General features: G+C 62.1%; 24 protein-coding genes and 1 tRNA gene. 3 read left to right on the top strand and 22 right to left on the bottom strand.

Annotated features, from left to right (window positions below):
• Positions 1 to 26: 26 nt before the first annotated feature.
• The 12 genes from NKI05_RS04825 to NKI05_RS04770 form a co-directional block, all read right to left on the bottom strand.
• A complete protein-coding gene (locus NKI05_RS04825; protein WP_023805401.1) occupies positions 27 to 293 on the bottom strand; it encodes a hypothetical protein in 267 nt (88 codons plus the stop codon).
• Between the two features lie 260 nt (positions 294 to 553).
• On the bottom strand, positions 554 to 793 hold the full coding sequence (locus tag NKI05_RS04820) for a hypothetical protein (protein WP_352792205.1): 240 nt from the start codon (positions 791 to 793) through the stop codon (positions 554 to 556).
• The gene (locus tag NKI05_RS04815) at positions 790 to 1137 is read right to left on the bottom strand and encodes a PDDEXK family nuclease (RefSeq protein ID WP_198028979.1); all 348 of its coding nucleotides are present in this window, start codon (positions 1135 to 1137) and stop codon (positions 790 to 792) included. Before NKI05_RS04815 ends, NKI05_RS04820 begins: the two co-directional genes overlap by 4 nt.
• Before the next feature lie 34 nt (positions 1138 to 1171).
• Positions 1172 to 1786 carry a hypothetical protein gene (locus tag NKI05_RS04810; RefSeq protein ID WP_023805404.1) on the bottom strand — a complete coding sequence of 205 codons (615 nt, stop codon included), beginning with the start codon at positions 1784 to 1786 and terminating at the stop codon, positions 1172 to 1174.
• Positions 1779 to 2060 carry a hypothetical protein gene (locus NKI05_RS04805; protein ID WP_023805405.1) on the bottom strand — a complete coding sequence of 94 codons (282 nt, stop codon included), beginning with the start codon at positions 2058 to 2060 and terminating at the stop codon, positions 1779 to 1781. The genes NKI05_RS04810 and NKI05_RS04805 overlap by 8 nt, the downstream gene beginning before the upstream one ends.
• Positions 2053 to 2355, bottom strand: coding sequence for a hypothetical protein (locus NKI05_RS04800; protein ID WP_352792204.1), 303 nt, complete (start codon positions 2353 to 2355; stop codon positions 2053 to 2055). Before NKI05_RS04800 ends, NKI05_RS04805 begins: the two co-directional genes overlap by 8 nt.
• Positions 2355 to 2570 (bottom strand): hypothetical protein, encoded by a 216-nt coding sequence (locus NKI05_RS04795; RefSeq protein ID WP_023805407.1) that lies wholly within the window; start codon positions 2568 to 2570, stop codon positions 2355 to 2357. Before NKI05_RS04795 ends, NKI05_RS04800 begins: the two co-directional genes overlap by 1 nt.
• Entirely contained in the window at positions 2570 to 2806 is a 237-nt protein-coding gene (locus NKI05_RS04790; protein WP_023805408.1) for a hypothetical protein, read from the bottom strand. Before NKI05_RS04790 ends, NKI05_RS04795 begins: the two co-directional genes overlap by 1 nt.
• Positions 2807 to 2834: 28 nt before the next feature.
• Positions 2835 to 5372, bottom strand: coding sequence for a DNA-directed RNA polymerase (locus tag NKI05_RS04785; RefSeq protein ID WP_352792203.1), 2538 nt, complete (start codon positions 5370 to 5372; stop codon positions 2835 to 2837).
• Positions 5369 to 5650: a hypothetical protein gene (locus NKI05_RS04780; protein ID WP_352792202.1), complete on the bottom strand. Its 282-nt coding sequence runs from the start codon at positions 5648 to 5650 to the stop codon at positions 5369 to 5371. Before NKI05_RS04780 ends, NKI05_RS04785 begins: the two co-directional genes overlap by 4 nt.
• Positions 5638 to 5838, bottom strand: coding sequence for a hypothetical protein (locus NKI05_RS04775; RefSeq protein WP_156941008.1), 201 nt, complete (start codon positions 5836 to 5838; stop codon positions 5638 to 5640). Before NKI05_RS04775 ends, NKI05_RS04780 begins: the two co-directional genes overlap by 13 nt.
• Positions 5839 to 6345: 507 nt before the next feature.
• Positions 6346 to 6606, bottom strand: coding sequence for a PGPGW domain-containing protein (locus NKI05_RS04770; protein ID WP_027050334.1), 261 nt, complete (start codon positions 6604 to 6606; stop codon positions 6346 to 6348).
• Positions 6607 to 6837: 231 nt separating this feature from the next.
• Here NKI05_RS04770 and NKI05_RS04765 point away from each other — a divergent pair.
• The 3 genes from NKI05_RS04765 (at position 6838) to dhaL (ending at position 8795) form a co-directional block, all read left to right on the top strand.
• Positions 6838 to 6912, top strand: a tRNA-Asn gene (locus NKI05_RS04765).
• 207 nt (positions 6913 to 7119) lie between these two features.
• A complete protein-coding gene (locus NKI05_RS04760) occupies positions 7120 to 8127 on the top strand; it encodes a dihydroxyacetone kinase subunit DhaK (RefSeq protein WP_023815450.1) in 1008 nt (335 codons plus the stop codon).
• Between the two features lie 26 nt (positions 8128 to 8153).
• The gene (gene dhaL, locus NKI05_RS04755) at positions 8154 to 8795 is read left to right on the top strand and encodes a dihydroxyacetone kinase subunit DhaL (RefSeq protein ID WP_023746778.1); all 642 of its coding nucleotides are present in this window, start codon (positions 8154 to 8156) and stop codon (positions 8793 to 8795) included.
• A 15-nt stretch (positions 8796 to 8810) separates the two neighbouring features.
• On the opposite strand, the gene derI is transcribed toward dhaL, so the two are convergent.
• From derI to NKI05_RS04705, 10 genes are all read right to left on the bottom strand, one after another.
• Positions 8811 to 9248 carry a D-erythrulose-4-phosphate isomerase gene (gene derI / locus NKI05_RS04750; RefSeq protein WP_023672592.1) on the bottom strand — a complete coding sequence of 146 codons (438 nt, stop codon included), beginning with the start codon at positions 9246 to 9248 and terminating at the stop codon, positions 8811 to 8813.
• A gap of 26 nt (positions 9249 to 9274) precedes the next feature.
• Positions 9275 to 10042, bottom strand: a complete 768-nt coding sequence (locus NKI05_RS04745; protein WP_023815451.1) for a triose-phosphate isomerase — start codon at positions 10040 to 10042, stop codon at positions 9275 to 9277.
• A 65-nt stretch (positions 10043 to 10107) separates the two neighbouring features.
• On the bottom strand, positions 10108 to 11046 hold the full coding sequence (locus NKI05_RS04740; protein WP_023815452.1) for a sugar phosphate isomerase/epimerase family protein: 939 nt from the start codon (positions 11044 to 11046) through the stop codon (positions 10108 to 10110).
• The gene (locus NKI05_RS04735; RefSeq protein WP_023815453.1) at positions 11046 to 12563 is read right to left on the bottom strand and encodes a glycerol-3-phosphate dehydrogenase; all 1518 of its coding nucleotides are present in this window, start codon (positions 12561 to 12563) and stop codon (positions 11046 to 11048) included. The genes NKI05_RS04740 and NKI05_RS04735 overlap by 1 nt, the downstream gene beginning before the upstream one ends.
• Positions 12560 to 14119 carry an FGGY-family carbohydrate kinase gene (locus tag NKI05_RS04730; RefSeq protein ID WP_352792201.1) on the bottom strand — a complete coding sequence of 520 codons (1560 nt, stop codon included), beginning with the start codon at positions 14117 to 14119 and terminating at the stop codon, positions 12560 to 12562. Before NKI05_RS04730 ends, NKI05_RS04735 begins: the two co-directional genes overlap by 4 nt.
• A gap of 111 nt (positions 14120 to 14230) precedes the next feature.
• Positions 14231 to 15172 carry a D-ribose ABC transporter substrate-binding protein gene (locus NKI05_RS04725; protein ID WP_081726801.1) on the bottom strand — a complete coding sequence of 314 codons (942 nt, stop codon included), beginning with the start codon at positions 15170 to 15172 and terminating at the stop codon, positions 14231 to 14233.
• Positions 15173 to 15211: 39 nt separating this feature from the next.
• Positions 15212 to 16345 (bottom strand): ABC transporter permease, encoded by a 1134-nt coding sequence (locus tag NKI05_RS04720; RefSeq protein WP_023688198.1) that lies wholly within the window; start codon positions 16343 to 16345, stop codon positions 15212 to 15214.
• Between the two features lie 25 nt (positions 16346 to 16370).
• Positions 16371 to 17909: a sugar ABC transporter ATP-binding protein gene (locus tag NKI05_RS04715; RefSeq protein WP_023815455.1), complete on the bottom strand. Its 1539-nt coding sequence runs from the start codon at positions 17907 to 17909 to the stop codon at positions 16371 to 16373.
• Positions 17906 to 18553 (bottom strand): DUF2291 family protein, encoded by a 648-nt coding sequence (locus NKI05_RS04710; protein ID WP_023672600.1) that lies wholly within the window; start codon positions 18551 to 18553, stop codon positions 17906 to 17908. The genes NKI05_RS04715 and NKI05_RS04710 overlap by 4 nt, the downstream gene beginning before the upstream one ends.
• Before the next feature lie 33 nt (positions 18554 to 18586).
• The gene (locus NKI05_RS04705) at positions 18587 to 19600 is read right to left on the bottom strand and encodes a sugar-binding transcriptional regulator (protein ID WP_023672601.1); all 1014 of its coding nucleotides are present in this window, start codon (positions 19598 to 19600) and stop codon (positions 18587 to 18589) included.
• Positions 19601 to 19861: the final 261 nt, after the last annotated feature.

Raw genomic sequence — 19861 nt, 5'->3', positions numbered from 1 at the left:
GCTGTCGTTCGTGAACTCGTTGAACGTCATCCGACCAGGGCGGTGACCTTGGCGGCGACGGCAGTTGCCTTGTCGCGCTCCACGAAAGCGTCGAGGCGCTTGGTGGCGAGCTTCGTCAGGTGGGCCTCGTGCGCCTCCAGGGCAGCGGCGAGTTGGCGCTCATGCTTGGCGGTGGTGATCTCGATGTCAGCGAGCAGGCGTTCGCCCTTCTCGTGCATCTTGGCCGCGTGGGCTTCGAGCTTGCTGACCATCTTGCTGAGCGCCTTGGTGATGCGAGCGACTGAATTGAACATGAATTGTCTCCGTTAACCGTGGTATTCGGTTGAGTTTTTAGCGTTGGGAAAGCGAGTAGAGCTTGCCGTATTCAGCCCTGATTTGCTGGGTCACGCTCTGGACGAACCCCCGCTCGAACTCCCGCATGGTGGCTTCAAAGAGCCTTGGGAACTCATCTCGGTCGTAAGGTTGGTCAGGCATGGCGATCACGGCCTGCCGGGGGTCAGGTGACCAGCGGAGGCGGAAGTGATGAACCATCTGGAACGGGTTGATCTCGTGGTCACTCGTAACGCGCCCATACGACACCTTGACCATCGTGCTTGGCGTACTCGGTCTGCAGTTCGTCCAGGTGCTTGAGGAGCCCCTCGTATTGCATGTGCAGCTGATGGTGCTGCCACAGGAGGTCGTACAGCTGCTTCTCGTACTGGAACGCCATCCGCGTGTACTCGTCGCGGGTGACGGTCGGGACGTACTTGTCCATCAGCTTGAGCAGCGTCGGGCGTTCTTTTTCCTCACTCATTCTTCGAGCCATTCCTTAGGGATTTTCCCCTTGTCGGCCCACTTGTAGCCCTTGTCCTCGGCCCACTTGGCGTAGGTCGTGGCAGAGCCCTTCCCGATCTTTTCAGACGCTCTCTGAAAGACGAACCGAATGTCGATGTCGGGAAACTGTGCGCGGATCAGGAGATGTTTCTGTCGATCTGCGGTGAGGAACCGACCCTTGCTCTCGATGTACATCGGGGAGCCGTCGCGTTTCCTGATGACGAAGTCGGGATTGTACTTCGCCTTTTTCGCGGGTTTGAGGTAGTCGATCTTGACCGTCTCAAACTCGAAAGAGCGACCCGCCAGCTTCAACTGGCGAGCCACTTCTCGTTCTAAACCGGAACGGTACCGATTGAGATCAGTAGTCACCGGCCTCGTCGTCGGAGGAACCGGATGCCGAGCCGTCGCTCTCGTCGTTGAAGTCCGACGTGTCGGTGTTGTGGCTTGCGAAGCCGTCTTCCTCGTCGAAGTCGTCCAGCTGAGGCTCCTGGCCCTGGCCAGTCTTCAACTCGATGATCTGGACGACCACCGGCTGCAGCGAGACAGCCTTGACGCCGCCGAACTCCCACTCGAACATCTCGGCCTGGACACGGGCGATGGTGCCACCCCAGGGGTTGACGTCGACCGGGGTCTTCTTGGCGTCGATAAGCAGCGGGCGGCGATCCCAGGTCTTGCCGTCCTTCTTGCCCACGCGGTTCTTCACGCGGATCGAGAAGATGACGAAACCGGTCTCGTTGCCCTCGTCGTCGGTTTCCTTCTTGTAGAAGGCGTTCTTCGTGCCGGGCTTGGCGGGCTTACCCGACCACGCCTTTACCACCGCCTGGATGCGGTCGATGAACGGCTTGGCCTCCTCCAGCGAGAGCCGGATGTCAGCCTTGTACGCGCCGAGGGCGTCGAACTTGGTGTCGGGACGCTGGAGCGCCGGGTAAACGAGAGGGGCCTTCGGGAAGGTGATTTTCTTGGCATCAGCCATAGATGATGTGTCCTTTTTCCACGGCCTCGACAATGTCGCAAAGGTCCATGGTTTCGCTGTAGAGTTCCTCGGGGTATTCACCCTCCAGAACGTCGTCGTAGAGAGCCTCGCGGGTCCCCTGTGCGCCGACGAGGTCGGTGCGCAACTCCTCACCCAGGGTGGCCAGCACGTCGGCTTGGTCGTCCACATGGGCGATGGCGTTGTTGGGGTTGGCGAGGTAGTCGTCGATCTCGATGTTTGAGAACCAGAGGTCCTGTCCGATCAGCTTAGGCATTGGCAAAGGCCTCCTTCATGTCGAGGTTGGAACCGAGGAAGCCCTGAGCGGCCATCGAGACGATGGTGCTGGCGACGGTTCGCTTGGCGTTGATCTTCCTCCAGCCCTTCGTCGGGTGGAGAGTGCGGTTGGCCTGACGCTCATTGAAGGCGTCGAGGGGGCCACTGGTCCGTGCCTGCCGGGCGATAGCCATGGCGTGGCGACGTGCTTTCCGGTTTCCCTCGGGCTTTAATTCCGCCAACTGAGTGGCTCCGTTAACCGAGAGATTGCGAGAAAAGTTGGAGGCGTTCAACATTAAGCGGGGTCCTTGTGGGTACCTGGGTTGCGGGGATTGATCGACTGCGGCTTGCCCTTCGGTCGGGCCGTGGCCTTCTCGATGCCCTGGGCGTCAGCGATCAGCTGGGCTGTCGGGTCGTGCGTCCCTGCGCAGTTCTGGCAGGCGTCGGTTTCTTCACCGACCGAGACGTAGAAGCGTTCGCCGCAGGCGCGGCAGCGGATGGCGCGGTTCATTAGGCCTCCTGCTGGTGGCGGAAGAAGCGCACAGCGGCCAGGGCGTCCTGGCGGTTGCTCTGGACGTCGAGGACAACCTCGCCGCCGATGTTGACGCCAAGGTCATCCATGGTGCGATCGGTCAACCGGGCGACCACCTCGAAGTGCTTGTCGAAGGCGCGGCGGTTGTAGTGGACCGAACCCGTGATGTAGTTCGAGTTGGCGCGGATGGTTTCCATGCGTGGGGTGATCTTCATTATCGAAGCCTTTCCGTTATCCGAGAGATTAAGAGAAAAAGAATGGATTTGACAGGATGCCCTTGAGATCAAGGGAGCCCATCGGTGGTATAGGAGGGATGTCCTCCTTGAGTTCGTCGGAGATCAGCTGCTCAGCCGTCTCGTAGAACTCGGAAAGCACGTCGTGGGTCTCGTACATTTCCACGAATGCCTCCCTGATGATCAGGCTGAAACGCTCGACGTCACATGCGTGAACCCCGAAGCTGTCGTGGACAGCGGCGAAGTCTGTGATGCCTTGCTCTGCAGCCTTGCTTACGGTCGCCTGGAGGTGGCAACCGTCGAGAGAGTGGACGAAGGACGGCGGTACGCTGCTGGCCATCTGCCGAGGGTCAAGGGTGTCAAGGTCCTCGCTCAGGCGGGGCTTGATGATCTTGCCGTCGAAGAAGGTCTTCACCCTCCGAGACGTGGTGTCGAACTTGTACTGATGGACCGGGAAACCGAGCGGGGTCTTCCACGCGATCCGCTTCTCGACCGGCTGGGACTTCCCAACCAACCGCGACATGGTCATCAGCCACTTCATGGCACCGTCAGCTGCGATGACGACCTCGGGGATCGCCTTCCACACCTTGTCGGCTCCGTACATCTTGAAGGTCCAGAGGTCTTCCTTGGGGAACGGCATGGCTGCGCCCTCCCCGATCTTCTCGTCGACCGCCTCGACCACATACTGGCCGCAGGACGTTCGGGTCCCTGAGTAGGGCTTCACCATGACCGGGCGCTTGGTGATGCTGCGGTCGATGCCGAAGTTCACCCAGGCGCGGGATAGGTTCGCGAAGGGGATCGAGGAGACCACCTTGCCTTCCTTGTCCTTGATCTCGACGCCCTCGTTGCTGCTGAAGTCCTCACGCATGAGGCGTTCAGTCACCTTGGCGACAGCGCCATAGACGTCCTGGCGTTGCTGGTTCGGGGTCATGTTGACGTGGAAGCCGCCCACCTTGTCCCGGAGCATTGCAGAGAAGTGCTGCAGGCCCGAGCAGGTGGCGTCGAGGTCGACGTGGAGCTTGCTGACATGCTGCTCAGGGAACGGCCCTGCGTGAGCCTCAGCCCAGTCGAAGCACCATGCTAGAAACTGGCAAGGGTTATCGCTTTTTGTCCATTCAAGATTGTGCCTTGGGTCAGCGGCCACACGTCGGGCGAGGTCAAGATTATCTTTTCCCCAGTCAGCCCGTTCGTGCATAAGTAGCTTGTCTTTCCCGAAACAGTTAGCGCCGTGGATTGCCAACCATTTGAGACCATCTCGTCCGAGAGGCTTCCCGGTCGCAAACTGAAGCAGCCCTTTGACATAGTCGGGTCCTTGTGGGTTCAGGCCGGATGGCTTCGGATAGGCGCGGCCCCGGCTGTCGAGATCGTGGGGGAAGTAGATCGTGTCGTACTTCGACATCTTCCTGGCGATCTGGAACGACCTTGCCGCCATGACGCGCTTACCGACCACTCGGCGGTTGTGTTCGTGGATGCCAAAGCAATACGCACGGTACTCTTTGACGGCGGGGTGATCAGCCTCCAGGCCTTCGAGGTTCCTCGGGGCCGGGTCGGGCTTACGATTGTTCGCCCTGGGCAGACCGCCGCAGGGGATGTTCCGGTTGTAGACATGCTCGATGGCGTCGAGGACGCGGACGTTCACCTGCCAGCGGGTGCGCTGGAGGGCGTTGACGGCCCCCAGGACGCGGTCGAGGACATTGGTCGCCACGAGTTCCTTGAGGATTTCGCGGTAGGCCTTCTTCGAGCCCTTGACCAACGGGTACGGGCTGACGTGGTGCGTGTGGTAGCCACCGACGTTGAGCGTGTCGACCGACCAGTCCTTCGGCGGGATCACCGTGGGGTAGTAGGTCGTAAACAGCGCCTCGCAGAGGCCCGAGTTCTTCTCGACGGTCAGGAGGAGCCCTGGGGACGCCTTGACGACGTCGCGCTTGGCCTTCCCGCTGCCGGTGGTCTCGACCTCAATGTCGCCGGTCACTTCCTTGAAGACATTCAGCAGCGCCAGACCGACGAGGAGCATGTCGGACTTCGTCCAGATGGCCCACTCAAGGTTTGCCTTGGAGAAGACCTTCTGCATGTACTCCTCCCGCTTGTGGCGGGGCAGTTCGCGCTTGTTGAAGTCGTCGTGGATGCGCTGCGACCACTTGTGGTGTTCCTCGTCGAACTCGCGGAGGCGAAGCTCGTCATGGATCAGGCCCCCGGCGTAGATCGCCAGGGACGTGAGACCGCAGGGCTTGCCCTCGTGGTAGACGCCGATCTTGTTGAAGATGGCCTTGAGCGCCAGGAAGGCGCAGAGCGCAGGGTCGATCTCACCGATCAGCTTGTAGGCTGTGGTCTTCTTACCGGCTCGGCCACTGTTGGCGTCGTCAAGGAACCTCGTGATACCGCTAGTGAACGGCATGAGATAGTTCCTGATGATGTGAGAACCGAGAAAGGTCTCACTAAAGGTTTCCTCTAAGGTCCCCTTAAGGTGTTCCTTATGGAACCTCTGGATGGTCAGCCCTCGGGCGTCCTCCTCCAGCTGCAGTTCTTCGAGGTAGAGATCGTCGTTCATCGTGCCTCATTTCGTGGGGAGCTTATGATGTGCTGTATGGGTCCATAATTCCCGGTTGGCGGGATTTCGCCGATAACGGAGAGATCAGGAAATAGCTCGAGTTGCCCTGGGGCGGTATAGGTCAGCCGGTCGATTTCCAGGCGGGTCTCAGCCTCAAGGGCGTGAAGGAACTCCAGCAGGTACTCGACGTCGAGCGGACGGTAGCGGACGCGGACGCGGCCCAGGTCACGCTGCCACCCGAGGCTCTTGAGAGGGGTGCCCCCTATCAGGACGTGCATTGCCAGCCCTCCACAATGTCTGATTTGTAGATCGGCTGTCCGTCGCGGGTGCGCTCCATTGTCACACGCGGGTCCGACGACAGGTGGCGCTTCCAGAAGGTGACGGCCTCATGCTTCACGGTGAAGCAGGCGTGGGGATACAGGCTGTCGGGGTCGTAGAGGATGTAGATGTAGGTGGATCGAGCCACTATTCTCTCCGTTATCTGGTGGCACACCGTAAGCGGAACCTCTCCGTTTACGAGGATAATTGGCACAAACAAAAACCCAGGAGCCGCTAAGCCCCTGGGATTATTCACTCCGTTAACGAGAAGTCTCGGTAGAGGATTTGCAGTCCTCTGCGTAACCATTCCGCCACGAGGCCTCATCGCTCCCGGCGAGCGAACTCAATATGGTGGCAGCGAAAGGTCGTCAAGCGTCCGCGCGGCATTCCGGCGCGCTTTCCTCATCAGCCGCCGCAACGTGGTTCCCGAGCGGTTTCAGCGCTTGGCGCACCGGCATATTGGCCGCTCCTCAAGCATGGCTGCGCGACCGGCGAAACTCGAACCCGCAGCTTTACGCAGCGGGTGCAAACTGGCTTTCACCGTAAACGCGCGGCTGACACCAGGGGCTGCCGTTCTCAAGGAGATATTCGAGGGGAAGGTCTGCGAGGGGCTGGAAGCGAAGCGTCCGCTGAACCGGACCGCGCGCCATCGCTTTCAATTTGGCCGGCGACGCCGTTCCCACCAGACGACGAACCGGCGCCGCAGGCGGCGCACCGCGGCAAATTCGTAGGAAAGCACCAAAAGGCCGAGCGGAATCATCCAGAAGCCGAGAATCGGCAGGAAACCGAGAAGGCCGAAAAACACCAGCACGATACCGATGGCGATCCTCAGCCCGCGCGAGCGCGGCATGGTGAACTCGCGCCCGAACACCGAGATTTTCCGCGCCGGTGCCTGGTTTTCGTCTGCTGCAGTCATGTCGAAAGTCGATCCGGTTGCCTTCGATAAAGCCATATGCGCTAAAGGCTGCAATCGCCTTTCAGGTTCCGCCGACCAAGGTCCGACGGCGCCCAAGACGGCTCATATGTGGTGTCATCCGGCGATTGCCAGAAACCATTGGGTGAAAATGCGCTAAAAAATGCGAAATGCTTCTTTGCAAAGCCGAAAAGGGTTTGCTATAGGCTGCGCCACTCACATGAGAGCCTCTATTCCCCGGTAGCTCAGTGGTAGAGCAACCGGCTGTTAACCGGTTGGTCGCTGGTTCGAATCCGGCCCGGGGAGCCACCGCCTTTTCTAAGCCGTGGTGCGATCTTGTACACTACAGCGCCATTGTCCGCGCACTTCGGTCCGCTTAGCTTCTGCCAGAACGGCTGGTAACAGCTACGAAGCCGATCGAGGCAGTTTGGTGGGCATCGCGCCCCTGCCCTCGCCCGAAGGCAGCCTGATAACGCCCGGTATCATCTATGAAAATACCAAATCGGGAGGACGTTGGTGCAAACCAAGAAGATCATCAATGACGGCAATCGGGCCGTCGACGAGATGCTGGAAGGCATCCTGGCTGCGCATCCCCGCCATCTCAAAGCCGTTGACGGAAGCCCGCGCTCGGTCATCGCCCGCGATGGACCGCGCCAAGGCAAGGTAGGCCTCGTCATTGGTGGCGGCTCGGGCCACGAGCCGAGTTTTCTCGGCTTCGTCGGCAAGGGGCTGGCCGACGCGGCGGCGATCGGCAATGTCTTCGCCTCTCCGCCGCCCGACCCGATCCTCGAATGCGCCAAGGCGGCGAGCGGCGGCGCCGGTGTGCTGTTCATGTACGGCAACTATGCCGGCGACGTCATGAATTTCGACATGGCGGCCGAGATAGCCGCGATGGACGACATCGAGGTGCGCACGGTGCTGAGCACCGACGACGTCGCTTCCGCGCCCGTTGGCGACAGGCACAAGCGGCGCGGTGTCGCAGGGAACTTCTTCATCTTCAAGGCGGCAGGCGCCGCCTGCGACCGCATGTTGTCTTTCGATGAATGCGAACGCATTGCCGGGAAAGCAAACGACCACACCTTTACCATGGGCGTCGCATTGGCGCCCTGTTCGTTGCCGCAAACCCGCCGGCCGAATTTCGAAATCGGACCCGACGAGATGGAGATCGGCATGGGCATCCATGGCGAACCCGGCATCGCACGCGGAAAACTCAAAACGGCCGACGAGATCACTGACGAAATGCTGGACAGGATTCTCGCCGAGATGGCGCCGGCACGCGGCGAGAAGGTCGCCGTGCTGGTCAATTCGCTGGGTTCGACGCCGCTGATGGAACTCTACATCATGAACCGGCGCGTGAAGCAGAGGCTTGACGATATCGGTGTATCCATTCACGCAAGCTGGGTCGGCAATTACTGCACCTCGCTCGAAATGGCCGGCGCTTCGATTACGCTGCACCACCTCGACGACGAGTTGCAAACGATGCTCGACCACCCTTGCGACTGCGCCATGTTTCGCGCCGGGTAAACTTGGCGAACGGCAAGGAACAAGAGATGACGACAATCGACACCACCCGCCTTGCCGCGATGTTCGCGGCCATCGCCGACGCTATGTCAGCCGACCGGGATCGGTTGTGCGCGCTTGACGGGGTGATCGGCGATGCCGACCACGGCATTGCGATGGAGCTTGGATTTTCCGCGGCACGCGATGCGGTGGCCGCATTGGACGACGGCACCACCGATCCGACCATCTTGCTGAACACGGCGGCGAAGTCGTTCCTCAACGCCGTCGGCGCCTCCTCGGGCCCGCTCTATGCCACGGCATTCATGCGCGGCGCGGCCGCCGTCAAGGGCAAGGCGACGCTCGACGACGCCGACGCGGTCGCTATGTTCCAAGCGATGGCCAGAGGCATTCAGGATCGCGGCAAGGCCGAGCCTGGCGAAAAGACGATGATCGATGCGTGGGCGCCGGCCGCGACGGCTGCGGGCGAGGCACTGGCCGCCGGCAAGGGGCTGGCCGGCAGCCTCGCGGCTGCAGCCGAGGCGGCAAAGGCCGGCGCGGAGGCGACCAAGGCGATGATCGCCACCAAGGGCCGGGCCTCCCGCCTCGGCGAACGCTCGCTTGGCCATATGGATCCAGGCGCGGCGTCCGCCGTAACCGTCATCGAGGCGATGCGGATCGCCTTGACCGGCTAGGTCGGGAGCGAATCCTCAGCGCTTCGCGTCGAGCTTGTCGACAGCCTGCACGTTGGCGGCAGAAGGGCCGTTCGGATCGAATTCGGAGGCCAGCCACGCATCGGCGATCGATTTTGCCAGTTCGGGGCCGATGACGCGGGCGCCCATGGTGATGATCTGGGCATTGTTGGATTTCGCAGCGCGTTCCGCCGAATAGGTGTCGTGGGTTAGCGCGGCACGGATTCCGGGCACCTTGTTGGCCGAGATGCTGACGCCGATGCCGGTGCCGCAAAACAGGATGGCGCGGTCGTAATTGCCGTCGACAATTTCGTGGCCGACCGCAGCGGCAATATCGGCGTAGAATCCGGCCTGGCTGAGATCGACGACCTGCAGTTCTGGCTTGGTGGCGAGATGCTTGGCGATGACATCGAGCAGCGGCTTGCCGGCGCTGTCCGCTCCGAGTGCGATCTTCATGGCAATTAACTCCTTCGTTTTCGTGGTCAGCGCGCGATGGCGGCCGCCGCCTTTTTGAGAATGTCGATATAGCCTTCCGCTTGCCATGCCGAGCGGCCGATGAACAGCCCATCGATATGCGGCTGGCCAATCAGTTCGGCCGCGTTGCCGGGATTGACGCTGCCGCCGTAGAGCACAAGCGGGGCGGTCGGCAACCGGGTTGCTGCGATCTGCTTGATCAGCGCCTGCTGCTTGTCGGCATAGTCGGCGCTGGCCGGAATGCCTTTCTCGCCGATCGCCCACACCGGTTCATAGGCAAAGAGTATCTCTGCCGACAACTCATTGTTTGCGAGACCCTGCAGCGCGCCCAGAACCTGCGCGGTCAGGATTTCATCAGCGCGGCCGCCCTCGCGCTCGGCCAGCGTCTCGCCGACACAGATCAGCGGCACAAAGCCGTGCCTGACCGCCGCCGCCGTTTTCAGTCCTACGGTCCTGTCCGTCTCACCAAAATGCTCGCGGCGTTCGCTATGGCCTAGTTCGATCAGGTCGAGCCCGCAATCCCTCAGCATCACCGGCGAAATCTCGCCCGTCCAGGCACCGGCATCGGCCCAATGCATGTTCTGGGCGCCAACCTTGACGCGGGTTTTGGCGAGCGCCGCCTTGACCTGCCGCACCGCGGTGAAGGGCGGAATGACGAAAGGCTGTATCGCCGGATCGAAGGCGGGCACGAAGGCAGCCAATGCCTCGGCGAACTGCAGCGCCTCCGCCAGCGTCTTGTTCATCTTCCAGCTGGTGCCGACCCAATATGGGGTCATTCTTTTCTCCTTCGATCCGAATTCGGATGATGCGTATTTCCCGACTTGTGCGCCGGCGTTTTGCGTCAGGCGCGAGGCTTGAGATCGTTGCGGCCGCTGTCGATGTAAGGCGCCCAGAAATCCACCGACTCGCGGATCATGGCAATAACTTGATGATCGACCGGTTCCCTCTCCCGGAAGGAAAGTTCAAGGCAGATCTCATTGTCGGTTCCGCCACCCGCCCGCACGGCATCGAGCAGCTTCTGCGGGATGATCCGGCCATCCTTGTTGTAGGCGGCGGTGAACGGCCAGTGCCCGCCCTTGTTCATCGACGATTGCTTGATGTGGATGATCGGCGATTGCAACGGGAACGCTTTCGCCCAGGCATAGGGATCAGTGTCGTCAGGATTGGGCGAGGTCACGTCGCCATGGTCGATGTCGACCATCATCTGCATCGGGATCGGCAGCTTGGCCGCATCGATGGCGCCCTGCAATTCGACGCAGCTTTCGATCGTGTGGCCAAACTCGCGGCCGACCGACATCGGTTCCCAGAAAAGGTAGGTCAGGCCCGCCGCCTTGGCGTGCTCGGCCACTTCGCGCCAGCATTCGAGCGCGATGTCGAGAAGCGCCGCGCGCCGGGTTGGATCGTCAAAATCCTTGTAGGTGAATATGGCAAACTGCGTGCCCATGCCCGACGCGCCAAGCGCCGCGGAAATGTCGGCAAAGGTCTTGAACCAGTCGACATAATAGCGGCGCACATCGGCATCCGGATGGCCGAAATGATTGAGCCGACCATAGGGACCGGTCATACCCGAAGTGATCCGCACGCCGGTCCGCGCCAGGGCGCTCTTGAACCGGCGCAGGAACTTGGCAATCGTTGCCGCCGGCCAGCCCGGATTGACGAATTCATGCGTCAGCTGCACGTCGCGGATGCCGATGCCATAGGCAATGGCGTCGATCAGATCGTCGGGATCGGCGAAGCGATTGACCAGCGGGTTGGTGTTCAGCGAAAGCGTGAAGGCCATCAGTTCACCGCCGCCATTGTCTTTGTGCACCAGTCTTCGAATGTTTTCCGCTCTTCCGCATTGATATGCAGCCCGTGTTTGGTCCGGCGTTCGAGAACGTCGGCGGCGGTCATCGCCCATTCGGTCTCGAACAGGAAGACAGCTTCGAGCTCATAGAAATCGGGGCCGAAACGCCGGCCGAGATCGGCTTCGCCTTTTACCCCTTTCAGCAAGGCGCGCGTGCGCGTGCCGTAGCTTCGGGCATAGTGCTTCACCAGCGACGGGCTAAGCCACGAAAACTCGGCGTGCAGATCACCCAGGAACTGTTCGAAATCCGCATTCGCCAGATCGCCTCCCGGCAAGGGAATCTTGGCAGTCCAGGCCTTCTTCATCGTCGGAAAGAACGGCTGGATCTTTTCCAGCGCATGTTCGGACAGTTTGCGGAAGGTGGTGATCTTGCCGCCGAACACTGACAGCAGCGGCGCGCCGCCGTTGGGGGCATCGAGTTCAAAGATATAGTCGCGCGTCACCGCGCTTGGGTTGTCGGCATTGTCGTCATAGAGCGGACGCACGCCCGAGAAACTGTAGACCACGTCTTGCGCGGTCAGCTGCCGCTTGAAGTAGCGATTGACCACCTTGATCAGATAATTGATCTCGCTTGCCTCGGCGGCCACTTCTTCGGGCCGACCTTCATAAGGAATGTCGGTGGTGCCGATCAGCGCCAGATCGTTCTCATACGGGTTGACGAAGATCACCCGCTTGTCGTTGTTCTGGATGAGATAGGCCTGCCGTCCCTCCCAGAATTTCGGCACGACGATATGGCTTCCTTTCACCAAGCGAACGTTGCGGGTGGAATTCTGTCCGGCGACGCGGCTGACGATGTCATTCACCCATGGCCCGGCCGCGTTGACCAACCCGCGTGCGCGGACCCTCGTCACAGCACCGGTGCGGCCGTCCTGCATGTCGATCGACCACAGGCCGCCTTCGCGCCTGGCAGCAATACAGGCCGTGCGAGTGAAGACTTTTGCGCCGCGCTGACTGGCATCGAGCGCATTGAGCAGCACCAGCCTGGCGTCATCGACCCAGCAGTCGGAATATTCGAAGCCACGCTTGAATTCGTCCCTGATCGGCGCCCCTTCCGGCGCGGTTCTCAGGTTCAGCGTCCTCGTTCCCGGCAGCCGCTTGCGGCCGCCAAGATGGTCGTAGAGAAACAGCCCGAGCCGCACCAGCCATGCCGGCCGGTCCTCGGGGCTGTGCGGCAGCACGAAACGCATTGGCCAGATGATGTGCGGCGCCGCCTCAAGCAGCACCTCGCGCTCGATCAGCGCTTCGCGCACCAGCCGGAACTCGTAATATTCGAGATAGCGCAGGCCGCCATGCACCAGCTTGCCGGAACGCGAGCTGGTGCCTTGCGCCAGATCGTCCTTCTCGCACAGGATGACCGACAGCCCGCGACCCGCGGCATCGCGCGCTATGCCGGCGCCGTTGACGCCACCGCCGATCACGAAGAGATCGACAATATCCGTTGTATCGCTCAAGACTTAGCTCCTGTGCGGTGCGCCATCGATTTCCACACCGGATGCAGCGCCTGACGCGCCGCGACAAAAGACGGAAACAGCGCATCGTAGGTTTGCGAAAGCGCCTCGTCATAGGCGTCGCATTCGCCCAGAAGCGGCGTCACCCATTCGGCGCAGCAATCATCCATCGAGCGATAAAAGCCGAGCCCGACCGCGGCCATCATCGCCGCACCCGCGGCACCTGCTTCTTGGCGGCTGCTGGTTCTGACCTGCGCGCGGGTTGCCGCGGCGATAATACGGCGCAGCGACGGACTGCGCGCCGCGCCGCCAGACAGGCGGATCTCGCTGGGCATGCTGCCCATGGCCTGGTAGCAATCGCGGGCCGCGAAGGCCAATCCCTCGAGAACGGCGCGCGCCAGATCGCCAAAACCGTGCTTGACCGAGAGGCCGATGAAGCCCGCGCGTGCGTCGGGGTCAACGAACGGTCCGCGTTCGCCGGCGAGCGAGATATAGGGCTGATAGACCAGCGATCCCGGCTCCGATCCTTCGACCCAGACATCGAGCGCTTTCAGCAGCTCGTCGCGCGAAGGTTTTGCGCCGCTGGCGGTCAGCACGTCGCGCGCCAGGCCAAGCAGCCAGTCGATGTTGAGCGTCGCCGCCATATTGGATTGCAGCTGCGCATAGGCGCCCGGAACCGGCATGGCGATCGTGTAGCCGGAGGCATTGTCGTTGAGGACGACATCATCAGGAGTGCGCGCTAGGCGTGTGTGGATGCCGGTCGAGCCGATGACCGTGCAGCCGACATTGCCGCTTGGATCATAGAGGCCGGCGCCGAGCGCGGTGCTGACCATGTCGACGTAGCCCAGCACCACCGGCGTGCCCGCAAGCAGGCCGGTCTCGCCTGCTGCCGACGCAGAAAGCGGATGATGGTCGGTCGTGCCTTCGAGCATGGGGGGCAGCAGGCGGCGGTGCGACGTCAGATCCAGAATGTCGAGCACCTCGTCGGAATAGCTGCGCGCGCGGAAATCGCCGAAGGTGAATGTTCCCTCCGAAGGATCGGTGGCGCGCTCGCCGGTCATCTTGAAATAGAGCCAGTCCTTGCAGTGAAAGGCAGTGGCGGCGCGCTCCAGGATTTCCGGGCTGTTTTTCTTCAGCCAGCTGAGCTGAGCGCCCTGCTGGCAGGCGTTGAGCCCGGTGCCGGTGATCTCGAACCGCGCGCGATCCCGGGGATCGCCGCGCATCTCGTCCACCAGATGTCCGGCGCGGGCGTCGAGCCAGAGCCAGGCGCGACCGACCGGCAAGCCGTCACCATCGATCAGCCAGGTGCCGTCGCCCTGCCCGGTGATCGCGATCGCCGCGGTTCGCCGCGCGAGGTCGGGAACTTTCGTCGCCAGCTCGCGAACGGTCAGCGCCATGTCGCGCCATGTCTGATCGAGGTCCTGCTCGGCGCCGCCGCCTTCCAGCGTGACAAAACTGTTGGTCATCGACGCCATGGCAAGCTGCCGCCCCGACAGATCGAAAGCGACCGATTTGATCACGGAAGTTCCCGCGTCGATCCCGATCAGCAGGTCTTTCATGCCGCAAGTTCCGGATGGTTATGAAGGCAAGTCACAAGGAGCAGTCTTTGTTGTCTCGAAGCCATGGAAGAGCCAGGGAGTGTCCGCGAAGGACACCCCCTGAGCAGGTTTTTATTCCGACAGCACGAAGGGTGCGGTGTACTTGTCCACATTGTCCTTGGTGATGAGCAGGCAATCGAACAGTTGCTTCTCGCTGGTGGCGCCGGTAGCGCCCGTCTTGATGAACGAGTCGGCCTGCTGCACGGCCTTGGCCGAGAAGATGGCCACCGGCTGAAGCACGGTGTACTGCAGTTCGCCGGACTTGATGGCCGCAACCGCATCCGGGGAGCCGTCAAAGCCGCCGACCTTGATGCCGGCGAGCTTGCCGGCTTCCTTCAGCGCCGCAACCGCGCCAAGCGCCATTTCGTCGTTGCCGCTGATCACCGCGATGATGTCGGGATTGGCCTGCAGCATGCTCTGCATCTTGTCGTGTCCCTGGGTACGATCCCAGTTGGCGACCTGCGAAGCGGCCTTTTCGAGATCCGGATACTGGCTCAGCACAGTCGCGTAGCCGTTCGAGCGCGTGGCGGCGTTGTTGTCCGAGGGGGCGCCGAGCAGTTCGACATACTTGCCCTTTTCACCGACCGCCTGCACCCACTGCTGGGCGCCGAGAGCCGCACCCTGGGCGTTGTTGGAGACGAGCTGTCCCTTGGCAAGACCTTCCTGGTTGATCTCGGCATTGACGAGGAAAACCGGGATGTTGGCGGCAATCGCCTTCTTCACCGCGCCGACCGAACCATCGGCATTGGCCGGGTCGAGGATGATCGCCACCGACTTGTTGGTGATGGCGGTGTCGATCAGATTGCTTTCGGTATTGGTGTCGCCCTTGTGGGCGGCGACGTTGGCTGTATAGCCAAGCTTTTCGGCTTCGGCCTTGGCGACGTTGCCTTCGGTCAGCCAGTAGGGGTTGGCCGGATCGTTGACGATGATCGAGATCAGGCCCGCGGCCGATGCGGCTGCGCTAAACCCGACCACCATCGCGGCGGCAAGCAAACTTCTAAGCACGATTTTCATGTACATTCCTCCAATGATTTTACGCGGTCTTGCTGCCAGTCAGCTGGCAGTCTTCCCTTGGGCAGGATTGGCCGGTTCGGCCTTCCCCCGTTTCTGAGAAGTCGGTTGGCCGCCCGTCGAAGCTGGAAGCTTGCTACGGCGGCGATACTGAACGGCATTGAGGAGCACGGCGAGCACGATGACGGCGCCGGTGAACACTGTCTGCCAGTAGGATGAGATGCCGATGATCACCAGACCATCGGAAAGGAAGCCGATGACGAAGGCTCCGAGCAAGGTGCCGCGAATGTTGCCGCGCCCGCCGGTGAGTGCGGCGCCGCCGATGACCACGGCGGCGATGGCCGTCAGTTCGTAGGTGGTGCCGGCGGTCGGCCCGGCCGAGGTCAGCTGCGAGGACAGGATCAGGCCGGCAATGGCGGCGCAGATGCCCGACAGCACATAGACCGAAATCTGCACGGTCTTGACCGGAACGCCGGAGAGTTCGGCGGCGCGCTCATTGCCGCCCGAGGCGTAGAGCCAGCGTCCAAAGGCGGTGCGGTTCAGGACGATGCTGCCGATCAGCGCGATAACCGCCAGCACCACCACGCCGGTCGGCACGCCGAACAGGCGGTTGAAGCCGAGAGCATCGAAACCGGTGTTGCCCAACTCCGGCTTGCCGCCGAGATTGTTGTAGGTCAGGCCGCTGGTCATCAGCAGTGCCAGGCCGCGCGCCATGTACATGACGCCGAGCGTGGCGACGAAGGCCGGAACCTTGAACCGCGCGATCAGCACGCCGTTGATAAGCCCGACGGCCGCACCCAGCATGCAGGCCAGCACCGCGACCACCCAGACCGGCGGGTAGAGAACGACGCCCAGCCAGGTCAGCGTCACGCCCTGCATCAGAAACCCAGCGACGACGCCGGCAAGCCCGAGCGTCGACCCCACCGACAGGTCGATGCCGCCATTGAGGATGACCAGCAGCATGCCGACGGCGAGAATCCCGAAGATGGCGACATGCGAGGCCATGGTCAGGAAATTCGCCACCGAGAGGTAATAGGGCGACAGGATCGAGAAGACGACAATGATGACGATCAGGGCAAAGAAGGCCCGGCCTTCGAGCAGCAGCTTGGCCACGTCGAAGCCCTCGCCGCCCGCATTGGGGCTGGACTGTTTGCTGGCCTGGCTGACATCGCTCATGGGTCGGGGCTCCGAAATTCTATGGTCAGGCGACCACGGCTTCGCCGGAGGCGGCCATGATCTGCTCTTTGGTGGCGTTGGCGCCGAATTCGGCTGAAATCTTGCCGCGCCGCATCACGACGATGCGATGGGCGATGCTGAGGCACTCATTGACCTCCGAAGTCGAGAAGACGACCGCCAAGCCTTGCGCGGCGCGCTCGCTGAGCAAGCGAAAGACTTCGGCCTTGGCGCCGACATCGATGCCGCGGCTCGGCTCGTCGAGAAGGATGACCTTGGGATCTGTCGTCAGCATCTTGCCGATGACGACCTTCTGCTGGTTGCCGCCCGACAGCGATCCGATCATGGCGTTGCCGCCCGCGGTCTTGATGGTCACCTTGCGGATCGAATCGTCGATCAGTGCGCGTTCCCTCGGCCGGGAGAGGAACAGGCCTTTCGCGAACGCCTCGATGCTGGCAAGCGACAGATTGCGGCCGACGGTCATGGTCTGAACCAGGCCATCGCGCTGGCGATCCTCGGGGACCAGAACCAGACCTCGGGCGATGCGCTGGGCAATGGTCAGCCCCGAAACGTCCTCACCCTCCAGCAGCGCCCGCCCGCCCGCCATGGGCACACGGCCGGCGACGGCCTCCAGCAATTCCGTGCGGCCCGCGCCCATCAGCCCATAGATGCAGACGATCTCGCCCGCTTTGACATCCAGCGACAGATGATCGACGACGTAGCCTGAACCCGAAGCGTCGGTGACGCTGACATCCTCGATCGAAAGCGCCACCGCGCCGAACTCGTGGCCGGTCGGCGGCGAGCCGAGATCGAAATTCTCGCCCACCATGTTGCGGACGATCCATTCGAGGTCGATGTCCTTGGCCTCGGCCGTCGCCGTGATCGCCCCGTCACGCAGCACGACGGCGTAGTCGGTGATCTGCAGCGCCTCTTCGAGGTGATGCGAGATGTAGACGATGGAGACACCGCGGCTGGTCAGATCGCGGATCACCTTGAACAGCACCTCCACCTCGGTCGCACTGAGTGCGGAGGTCGGCTCGTCCATGATCAGGATGCGGGAATCGACCGACAGCGCGCGTGCGATCTCGACGATCTGTTGCTGCCCCAGGCGCAGGTCCTCGACCAGGGTCATCGGATCGATGTCTTCTTCGAGGTCGGCCATCAGCGCCCGCGCTTGGCGCGACTCCTCGGCGAAGTCGAGGCCGGTTCTGGTGCGCAGTTCGCGGCCCATGAAGATGTTGTCGCGAACGCTCAGATTCGGCGCCAGGCTGAGCTCCTGGTGGATGATCGAAATGCCGCGGTCGCGCGCGTCCGAAGACGAGGAAAAGCTGACGAGATTGCCGTCGAGCACGATGTCGCCGGATGTCGGCGTGACCACGCCGGACAGGATCTTCATCAGCGTCGACTTGCCGGCGCCATTCTCTCCGAACAGGGTGGTGACCTTGCCGCGATGGATGTCGAAGTTGACGCCCTTGAGCGCGTGGACGCCGCCATACGACATGACGACATTGCGCGCCGAAAGCACGGCATCGCCAGTCGCGGGTTCTGTGCCGGCAGCCATTGTCATTTGACGTCCAGCCTCACCGGCGTGACCAGCCAGCTCTTCGGATTGACCAGCTTGAAGACGCCGACCACCGCTATTGTCTTGCCGGTCAAGTCACTGGTATCGACTTTCGCCAGCACCTCCTTCTTCATCTCGTTGTTCAGCGCCGAGCCGGCGTCCTGATACTCGATCTGGTTGGTGAACTGACCAAAGGTGATCTTGCCGGTGGCGTCGCGAAGCTCGGTGCCGTTGATCGCCGGCCCAGTCTGTACGCGGACGGTCAACGTGTCCGGCAAACCGTCGACCGCGACCTTGTAGATGCCCGATTTTCCCTCGCCGACGACGCCGGTGAACTTGACCGAGATGACCGGTCCGACTCCCGCCGGCACGCCATATTCCTTTTCGGCCGTCGCCCTGTCCTTGGCGATCGCCGTCGCCACCGTTGCGGCGTCGGCGGCACGCGCTTCGACATCGGCCTGCACCTTGGGAAATTCAGACTTGCCGTAGTCGGCGGCCGAAAACACCGCGTTGCGAACATCGCCGGCAGAGCCGATCTTGATCACCTTGGTATCGAGCGCCATGGCGCCGAGCAGAACCACAACCGCAGCGCCGGCAAGCACCCGGCGCAGGCCGGGCGAAGCTTGCCGGGCGGTGGCCTTCGCGCTCATGATGCAACCACCAGCGGTGCGGATTGTCCGTTGTCACGCATTCGAAGTTCCTCCGTTCACGCAGCGCTTCGCGGTCCCGGCTGCATCGTCGAGCTCGACCAGCGCGCGGGCCGTGCATTCGTCGGTGATCAGGCCGCTGAGATAACGGCTTTCGAGTACTGCCTTGATGGCGCGCACCTTCACCTTGCCGCCGGCGACGGCAACGATCCTGCGGCCCTTCAACTGATCGCGCGGAAGCGCCAGTATTCTTTCCGACAGCGCCGTTTCGACCGGACGCCCCTTGTCGTCGAAGAAATGCGCCAGCAATTCACCAACGCCGCCGTCACGCTTGACCTCGTCGATTTCGGAAGGCTCGATCATGCCGGTGGCGACCAGCGACGCCTCCCGCTCGGCCGTGCCTATTCCGACGAACATCAGGTCGGACCGGCTGGCGAGAGCGAACACATCGCTGATGCCGCGCTGGCCAAGCAGCACTTCGCGGTCCTCGGCGGTATTGGCGACAAAAGGCACCGGCATGACGAAAGCCTGCGCGCCGGTCCGCTCTGCCAGGCGATGCATGACGTCGTGCGGGTTGGCGGCGAATTTGCGCGTCACGCCGCCAAGCAGCGAGACGAAACGGATGTGAGCAGCAGTTGCGCGCGTCAGATATTCGACGCTGGCGGCAAGCGTGCGGCCATGGCCGACGCCGATCAGCATGTCTTCGCCGCGATCGATTTCGCGCTTCAGGAACTGGGCGCCGGCAATGCCCAGCCCCTTGAGCGGCAGTTCGTCCTGATCGAGATCGGGAACCACCTCGCAATAGTGGAGCCCATAGGCGGCGATCAGGCGCTGTTCCAGGTCGACGCATTCGGCGACGTCGCCGTCGATGAAGACCCTGACCAGACCTTCCTGGTTGGCCTTGGTGATCAGCCTATGCGCCTTGAGGCTGGTCAGGCCAAGCCGCTTGGCCACCTGGGCCTGGGTCAGACCACCGGCATAGTGCAGCCAGGCCGCGCGCGTGGCGAGGCTGGATTCATGGTCGCGGTTTGCGCTTCCGCCGGAATTCAAGCCATCCCCTCCCCAGGGTGATAATATTATCTTTGTGTGCAAAAATTTTCATACCTTTGCACCGCTGTCAATCCCTCCGCAGATGGTTGCCTCAGCCGACGTTCGGCAGCCAACGCGAGCCTATTAGAAGGTAAGCATACAATATGACCATACGGTAGTGTTAATTTAACGTCAATTTGTGTTACCGGATCCAGTGACGGCATGAGCCCGTAGGCGCCGGCAAATCCCAATCCGGGTGCAAAATGGGAAGGTTGATGCACA

Source organism: Mesorhizobium sp. M0771 (genome assembly GCF_040320155.1).
Lineage (GTDB): Bacteria > Pseudomonadota > Alphaproteobacteria > Rhizobiales > Rhizobiaceae > Mesorhizobium.
Note: the sequence above shows the minus strand (reverse complement) of the source record. Positions and strands in the feature narration are given on the sequence as shown.

What these genes read in the sequence shown, in the direction of transcription:
- NKI05_RS04745 (WP_023815451.1), bottom strand. Translation starts at nt 10,042, where the DNA reads ATGACCCCATATTGGGTCGGCACCAGCTGGAAGATGAACAAGACGCTG.
- NKI05_RS04820 (WP_352792205.1), bottom strand. Translation starts at nt 793, where the DNA reads ATGAGTGAGGAAAAAGAACGCCCGACGCTGCTCAAGCTGATGGACAAG.
- NKI05_RS04720 (WP_023688198.1), bottom strand. Translation starts at nt 16,345, where the DNA reads ATGAGCGATGTCAGCCAGGCCAGCAAACAGTCCAGCCCCAATGCGGGC.
- NKI05_RS04825 (WP_023805401.1), bottom strand. Translation starts at nt 293, where the DNA reads ATGTTCAATTCAGTCGCTCGCATCACCAAGGCGCTCAGCAAGATGGTC.
- NKI05_RS04780 (WP_352792202.1), bottom strand. Translation starts at nt 5,650, where the DNA reads ATGCACGTCCTGATAGGGGGCACCCCTCTCAAGAGCCTCGGGTGGCAG.
- NKI05_RS04770 (WP_027050334.1), bottom strand. Translation starts at nt 6,606, where the DNA reads ATGACTGCAGCAGACGAAAACCAGGCACCGGCGCGGAAAATCTCGGTG.
- NKI05_RS04710 (WP_023672600.1), bottom strand. Translation starts at nt 18,553, where the DNA reads ATGAGCGCGAAGGCCACCGCCCGGCAAGCTTCGCCCGGCCTGCGCCGG.
- NKI05_RS04740 (WP_023815452.1), bottom strand. Translation starts at nt 11,046, where the DNA reads ATGGCCTTCACGCTTTCGCTGAACACCAACCCGCTGGTCAATCGCTTC.
- derI (WP_023672592.1), bottom strand. Translation starts at nt 9,248, where the DNA reads ATGAAGATCGCACTCGGAGCGGACAGCGCCGGCAAGCCGCTGCTCGAT.
- NKI05_RS04725 (WP_081726801.1), bottom strand. Translation starts at nt 15,172, where the DNA reads ATGAAAATCGTGCTTAGAAGTTTGCTTGCCGCCGCGATGGTGGTCGGG.
- NKI05_RS04790 (WP_023805408.1), bottom strand. Translation starts at nt 2,806, where the DNA reads ATGAAGATCACCCCACGCATGGAAACCATCCGCGCCAACTCGAACTAC.
- NKI05_RS04800 (WP_352792204.1), bottom strand. Translation starts at nt 2,355, where the DNA reads ATGTTGAACGCCTCCAACTTTTCTCGCAATCTCTCGGTTAACGGAGCC.
- NKI05_RS04785 (WP_352792203.1), bottom strand. Translation starts at nt 5,372, where the DNA reads ATGAACGACGATCTCTACCTCGAAGAACTGCAGCTGGAGGAGGACGCC.
- NKI05_RS04805 (WP_023805405.1), bottom strand. Translation starts at nt 2,060, where the DNA reads ATGCCTAAGCTGATCGGACAGGACCTCTGGTTCTCAAACATCGAGATC.
- NKI05_RS04795 (WP_023805407.1), bottom strand. Translation starts at nt 2,570, where the DNA reads ATGAACCGCGCCATCCGCTGCCGCGCCTGCGGCGAACGCTTCTACGTC.
- NKI05_RS04810 (WP_023805404.1), bottom strand. Translation starts at nt 1,786, where the DNA reads ATGGCTGATGCCAAGAAAATCACCTTCCCGAAGGCCCCTCTCGTTTAC.
- NKI05_RS04715 (WP_023815455.1), bottom strand. Translation starts at nt 17,909, where the DNA reads ATGACAATGGCTGCCGGCACAGAACCCGCGACTGGCGATGCCGTGCTT.
- dhaL (WP_023746778.1), top strand. Translation starts at nt 8,154, where the DNA reads ATGACGACAATCGACACCACCCGCCTTGCCGCGATGTTCGCGGCCATC.
- NKI05_RS04730 (WP_352792201.1), bottom strand. Translation starts at nt 14,119, where the DNA reads ATGAAAGACCTGCTGATCGGGATCGACGCGGGAACTTCCGTGATCAAA.